This window comes from Pauljensenia hongkongensis (genome assembly GCF_001746855.1).
Classification (GTDB): domain Bacteria; phylum Actinomycetota; class Actinomycetes; order Actinomycetales; family Actinomycetaceae; genus Pauljensenia; species Pauljensenia hongkongensis.
In genome coordinates this window covers 751,516-757,901 of record NZ_CP017298.1, presented here as the reverse complement: position 1 = coordinate 757,901, position 6,386 = coordinate 751,516, and the positions used below count along the sequence as shown (strand labels likewise).

General features: G+C 71.0%; 3 protein-coding genes. All 3 read left to right on the top strand.

The genetic code is table 11. From position 1 onward, the window contains the following. Positions 1 to 242 precede the first annotated feature (242 nt). The 3 genes from argS (at position 243) to BH719_RS03135 (ending at position 6,324) form a co-directional block, all read left to right on the top strand. Positions 243 to 1,922, top strand: coding sequence for an arginine--tRNA ligase (gene argS / locus BH719_RS03145; protein ID WP_009743296.1), 1,680 nt, complete (start codon positions 243 to 245; stop codon positions 1,920 to 1,922). Between the two features lie 2 nt (positions 1,923 to 1,924). Continuing rightward, complete coding sequence (gene lysA / locus BH719_RS03140) at positions 1,925 to 3,340, top strand: diaminopimelate decarboxylase (protein WP_034255190.1); 1,416 nt, start codon at positions 1,925 to 1,927, stop codon at positions 3,338 to 3,340. A gap of 527 nt (positions 3,341 to 3,867) precedes the next feature. Continuing rightward, entirely contained in the window at positions 3,868 to 6,324 is a 2,457-nt protein-coding gene (locus tag BH719_RS03135; protein ID WP_009743293.1) for a S8 family serine peptidase, read from the top strand. Positions 6,325 to 6,386 lie beyond the last annotated feature (62 nt).

Sequence of the window (6,386 nt, the reverse complement as noted above, 5' to 3'; positions counted from 1 at the left end):
GCCCATTGGAGCGGACAGCCCGCGCCCGCGCCCCGGTGCGCCCCGCCCGGCCCCGCGCCCGCATGCGCCCGGGTGCGCGCACAAGGGCGTTGGATCACGGAACACGAGTTGTGCACAACGGCGGGATCAAGCCGCCCAGCGCGATCGCGTGTTGCGTAATCCCGTCCCTTGTGCGCGGCACCGGGATGGAGAGAGGGGCTCGGCGGTTCGCCCGCCCCGCCCGTTGCCCGTAGGCTTGGGGGGTGACTCCTGAAGAACTAGCCTCACTGATCCGCGCCGTCCTGCTCGACGCGGCCGCCGACGGGCGCGTCGCCCTCGGCCCCTCCGACATCCCCGACCCCGTGCGGGTCGAGCGCCCCCGCAACCGCGACAACGGCGACTGGTCGACCAACGCGGCCATGCAGCTGGCCAAGCGGGCGGGCACCGCCCCGCGCGACCTCGCGGCCCTCATCGCCGACGCCCTGGCCGACGCGGAGGGCGTGGAGTCGGTGGAGGTCGCCGGGCCCGGGTTCATCAACATCCGCCTCGCCGCCTCCTCGGCCGGGCAGCTGGCCGCCACGATCGTCGAGGCGGGGGACTCCTACGGCACGAACGCCTCGTTAGCGGGCCAGGACATCAACCTGGAGTACGTGTCGGCGAACCCCACGGGCCCTGTCCACCTGGGCGGCGCCCGCTGGGCGGCGGTCGGCGACTCGCTGGCCCGCCTGATGACCGCCTCGGGCGCGCGCGTGACGCGGGAGTACTACTTCAACGACCACGGCTCGCAGATCGACCGCTTCGCCCGCTCCCTGTACGCGCGCGCCCTGGGCCGCGAGGCGCCCGAGGACGGCTACGGCGGCCAGTACATCGCCGACATCGCCGACAGGGTGCGCGCCGACGCGCGCGCCGCCGGGCTGCCCGACCCCGTGGGCCTGCCCGAGGAGGAGGCCGTCGAGGCCTTCCGCGCCCGCGGGGTGGAGCTGATGTTCGCGGAGATCAAGGCGCGCCTGAGCGCTTTCCGCTCCGAGTTCGACGTGTTCTTCCACGAGGACTCCCTGCACGACTCGGGGGCGGTGTCCGCCGCCATCGAGACCCTGCGCGGGCGCGGCGAGGTCTTCGACCGCGACGGCGCCGTGTGGCTGCGCACGACCTCGTACGGCGACGACAAGGACCGCGTGCTCATCAAGTCCGACGGCCAGGCCGCCTACTTCGCGGCGGACGTCGCCTACTACCTGGACAAGCGCCGCCGCGGGGCCGACGCCGCAGTCTACCTGCTGGGGGCCGACCACCACGGCTACATCGGCCGCATGATGGCGATGTGCGCGGCCTTCGGCGACGAACCCGGCGTGAACATGCAGATCCTCATCGGCCAGATGGTGAACCTGGTGAAGGACGGCGCCCCCGTGCGCATGTCGAAGCGCGCGGGCACCATCGTGACCCTGGACGACCTGGTCGACGCCGTCGGCGTCGACGCGGCGCGCTACGCGCTGGTGCGCGTGTCGATGGACTCCAACCTGGACATCGACCTGGACCTGCTCACCCAGCACACGAACGACAACCCCGTGTACTACGTGCAGTACGCCCACGCCCGCACCCGCAACGTCGCGCGCAACGCGGCGGACCACGGGGTCGGGCGGGACGCGGGCTTCGACCCGGCCGCCCTGGACACCGCTGCGGACGCGGAGCTGCTGGGGGCCCTCGCCCAGTTCCCCGCGCAGATCGCCCAGGCGGCGCAGCTGCGCGAGCCGCACCGCGTCGCGCGCTACCTGGAGGCGCTGGCGGGCACCTACCACGCGTGGTACGGGCAGTGCCGGGTCACCCCGCGCGGTGACGACCCCGTCGAGGCGGGGCACGTCGCGCGCCTGTGGCTCAACGACGCGGTCTCGCAGGTGCTGCGCACCGGACTCGGGCTGCTGGGCGTCGCCGCCCCGGAGAGGATGTGACCATGCCGGGCTCCAATGGGGCGGACGCCCTGCCAGTCGGCTCGCTGGTGTGCCCCGGGCCCGCCGAGCGCCCGGACCTGTGGCCGTGGAGCGCGGAGCGCCGCCCGGACGGCGCCCTCGAGGTCGGCGGCGTGGAAATGGCGGACCTGGCCGGCCGGCTGGGGACCCCGCTCTTCGTCGTGGACCTGGCCGACCTGGCCGCGCGCGCCCGCGTGTGGGTGTCGGCGATGGCCGAGGAGTTCTGGGACGGCTACGGGATGGCCGGGGGCGACGCCTTCTACGCGAGCAAGGCGTTCCTCAGCGCCGAAGTGGCGCGCCTGGTGGCCGCCGAGGGGATGGGGATCGACACCGCGTCCCTGGGCGAGCTCACGCTGGCGCTGCGCGCCGGGGTGGACCCGGGCAGGATCGGTCTGCACGGCAACAACAAGGGCGACGCCGAGATCGAGCTGGCCCTCCAGGCCGGCATCCACAGGATCTTCATCGACTCGGCCCACGAGGTGGGCGCCGTCGAGCGCATCGCCGCACGGCTGGGGGTGGAGGCCCCCGTCATGGTGCGCTTGAAGTCGGGCGTCCACGCGGGCGGCAACGAGTACATCGCCACCGCCCACGAGGACCAGAAGTTCGGGGTGTCCGTGGCCGACGGGCAGGCCCTGGACGTCGTGCGGAGGATCCGCGAGGCCCCCCACCTGCGGTTCCTGGGCCTCCACTCCCACATCGGGTCGCAGATCTTCGGCACAGCGGCCTTCGAGGAGGCCGCGCGCGTCGTCGTGGACTTCGCGGCGCGCATCCGCGACGAGCTGGGCGTGGAGACGGGGGCCATCGACTTGGGTGGGGGCGTGGGCATCGCCTACACGGGCCAGGACCCCGTGCCCGACTCGCCCGCCGCTGTGGCGCGCGCCCTGGCGGGGGTGGTGCGCGAGCGCTGCGAGTCGCTGCGCCTGCCAGTCCCCCACGTGAGCACCGAGCCCGGCAGATCCGTGGTGGGCCCGGCCGCGCTGACCCTGTACACGGTGGGCGTCGTGAAGGACGTGTCCCTGCCGGGTGGCGGCGTGCGCCGTTACGTCGCCGTCGACGGGGGGATGTCGGACAATATCCGCCCGGCCCTGTACGGCGCGTCGTACACGGCGGCCCTGGCCGGCAGGGAGGGCGCCGAGGGGCTGGCCCGGTGCAGGGTCGTGGGCAAGCACTGCGAGAGCGGCGACATCGTGGTGCGCGACGTGGATCTGCCCGCCGACGTGGGGGCCGGGGACGTGATCGCGGTCCCGGCCACCGGCGCCTACGGCTATTCGATGGCGTCGAACTACAACATGCTCACCAAACCCGGTGTCGTCGGCGTCGGTGCGGGGGAGCCCCACTGGCTGGTCCGGCCGCAGGGCCTGGACCACTTGCTCGCCCTGGACGCGGGCCTGGAGGGCTGACCGGGGCACCGCCTCCGCCCCGTCCGCCTGCGGGGCGCGGCCGCCGCTGGCCGGGGCACTGCCCTGTCCCGCCCGTTGGCCGGGCGCTGTCGGCGGGGTCGTCTCTGGCCGCCGTGGCGGGGCTCGGTCCTCTGGCTGCTGCCGACGGGGGCGGAGGCCGGAGGGCCGTGCGCGCGTTGGTCGGTCGGCGGCGCTCAGAACGCGGTGGCGCGCTGCTTCTTGTGGCGGATGTGGTACAGGTGGTCAGTGCTTTGTCTGATCCCGACGGGAATACGGGAGTGATATGTCTCCCGCTCCACTGCCACCGCTTCCCCGATAGTGCGTCGAACGCAGTGGTGGCAAGGGAGTGGGCGGGTTGTGGATAGTCCCGGACCCGGCGTTCGCACATGGTAAACAGTTCTTAAAATGTGGATATTGCTGGACTTTTACCGGTTATCCCCGACATTATAAAAGGACGGGATCCTGAGTGGAGGGGCTTTTCCGCCGCTCGGGGGACCGTCCCATCCGTCGAATGAATCGAGGACACGATGTCGCGCACGCCCGTAAGGGTCATGCTGTCCGCCGCAGTAACGCTGGCCACAGCATTGTCCGTTGTCGCCGTGAGCAGTCCCACCGCGCACGCGGAGGGCACTCCAGGAATTACCTCAGCCGCGCGGGAGCGCGACGAGGTCATGAATTATGCCGTGAACCTGCCCGTTGGCGCTTCCGAATCGGATTTCGCAACGGCTGTTTCGAAAGCCGGTGACGTGGGCGGAGTGGTCCTCGCCCAGTACCCGGTTTTCAACTCCTTCTTCGTGCAGTCGGTGAAGGCCGCCTTCGCGCCCGATCTCGGAGCTGCCCTGGTCGCCGCCGGGATCTCCTACGACTCCATCGGCCCCACGCGCTACGCCACGGTGAGCGGCGCCGAGGTCAAGGTGGATCAGAACCAGGGCACCCCCGGCGAGAACCAGGCGGTCGCCGAGGCCGTGGCCAACCACGACGACAGCCTGTCGCCCAACTCCCAGCTCAATGACTTCGCCCCCGAGGGCGACGCCGACTTCACGCCCGACGAGGGCGACGCGAACGCGTGGGGCCTGTACGCCGTCGGCTCGGTCCAGGCCCAGCAGGTCGACGTCCCCCGTGCGAAGGTGACCGTGGGCGTCCTGGACACCGGCATTGACGCCGACCACCCGGACCTCAAGGACCAGGTGGACCGCACCCGCTCCGTCGGCTGCGCCTCCAACGGGATCGCCGACCAGGACTACTCGGCCTGGAAGGACGACCACTACCACGGCACGCACGTGGCCGGAACGATCGCCGCTGCCCACAACGGGATCGGCGTTGACGGCGTCGCCCCCGAGGCGACCCTGGTCGCGATCAAGACCTCGAACGCGAACGGCAGCTTCTACCCCGAGTACGTCACCTGCGCCTTCACGTGGGCGGCCGATCACGGGGTCGATGTGACCAACTCGAGTTACTACATGGATCCCTGGGCGTTCTGGCTGCCCAACGACCCGACGCAGGCCGCTGGCCTGGAGGCCGCTAGCCGCGCCGTCCACTACGCCCACCAGAAGGGCGTCGTCAACGTGGCCGCCGAGGGCAACTCCAACGACGACCACGACAACCCGACGGTCGATACCAGCTCGCCCAACGACGTCGAGGGCGCTGCCTTCTCCCGTGACGTCACCGGCGGCGTCGACGCCCCCGCGATGCTCAACGACGACGTGATCTCCGTGTCCGCGCTGGTCCTGCCCGACGGCCAGGACGCGTCCACGGGCGTCCTGGACCGCGCGTACTTCTCGAACTACGGCGTCAAGTCCGTTGACGTCGCCGCACCGGGTGTGCGCGTGTGGTCCACCGTCCCGACCAGGATCCGCGAGTCCGGCTACGCCTACCTGTCCGGCACCTCGATGGCCTCCCCGCACGCCGCGGGCGTCGTCGCCCTCCTCAAGGAGATCCACCCCGGTTACACCGCCGACCAGCTGGTTGCCCTGCTCAAGCAGCAGGCCGGCTACTCCTTCGACCGCCTCACGGTCCCCGCTGACGGCAAGGAGTACCGTGGCGCCGGCCTGGTCAACGCGCTGGCCGCGGTCACCCGCGACCAGGAGAAGCCCGTCGTCTCGGCCGTCGAGTACTCCACCGACAACGAGACCTGGCAGCCCCTGGAGGGCGCGACCCTGTCCGGCACCGTCTACGTCCGCGCGACCGTCACCGGGTCCGTGACCTCGGCGAGCCTGGACGTGGCCGGACTGGCCACCGTCTCCAAGACGGTCGATGAGGGCGCCGACTCGGTCGTCGTCGAGTCCGGCCTGATCGACCTGGCGAACCTGCACCTGAGCGGGTCCGACGCCACCCCGGTCAACGCGACCGTCACCGCCAAGGGCGTCAACAACGACGCCGCGGCTGACGACGACGTCACCCAGACCGTCGGCTTCTTCGCCACCGCGGTGAAGACAGGGCGCTGGATCAACTCCGGGAAGGGCTGGTCCTACCAGTACTCCGACGGCACCCACCCCTCCTCCGAGGTCGTTGAGATCGATGGCGTCGCCTACCGCTTCGACGCCGACGGCTACTTGGCCTACGGCTGGGACAAAGTCGACGGCAACTGGTACTACTACGGCGCCAACGGCCGCGCCTCGGGTTGGACCAGGGTCAACAGCCTGTGGTACTACCTGGATCCGTCGACCGGGCAGATGCAGATCGGCTGGACCAAGGTCGGCGACAGCCTGTACTACCTGGAGGCCACCGGCGTCATGACGACCGGCTGGAAGTCGATCGACGGCAACTGGTACCTCTTCGACGCCTCCGGTGCGATGACCACGGGCTGGCAGGCCTCCAACGGCAGCTGGTACTACCTGAACGAGGACGGCACCATGGCCACCGGCTGGAAGGGCGTGGACGGGTACTGGTACTACCTGAAGCCCTCCGGTCAGATGGTGACCGGCACCCAGTGGGTCGACGGGCGCTGGCAGAACTTCGACTCCTCCGGCCGCTGGATCGGCTGACCCACCAACGCGGAGCACCTGTTGGTGCGATGCGAGGGGCGGGGCCTGGACCGCAATGGTCC

What these genes read in the sequence shown, in the direction of transcription:
- lysA (WP_034255190.1), top strand. Translation starts at nt 1,925, where the DNA reads ATGCCGGGCTCCAATGGGGCGGACGCCCTGCCAGTCGGCTCGCTGGTG.
- BH719_RS03135 (WP_009743293.1), top strand. Translation starts at nt 3,868, where the DNA reads ATGTCGCGCACGCCCGTAAGGGTCATGCTGTCCGCCGCAGTAACGCTG.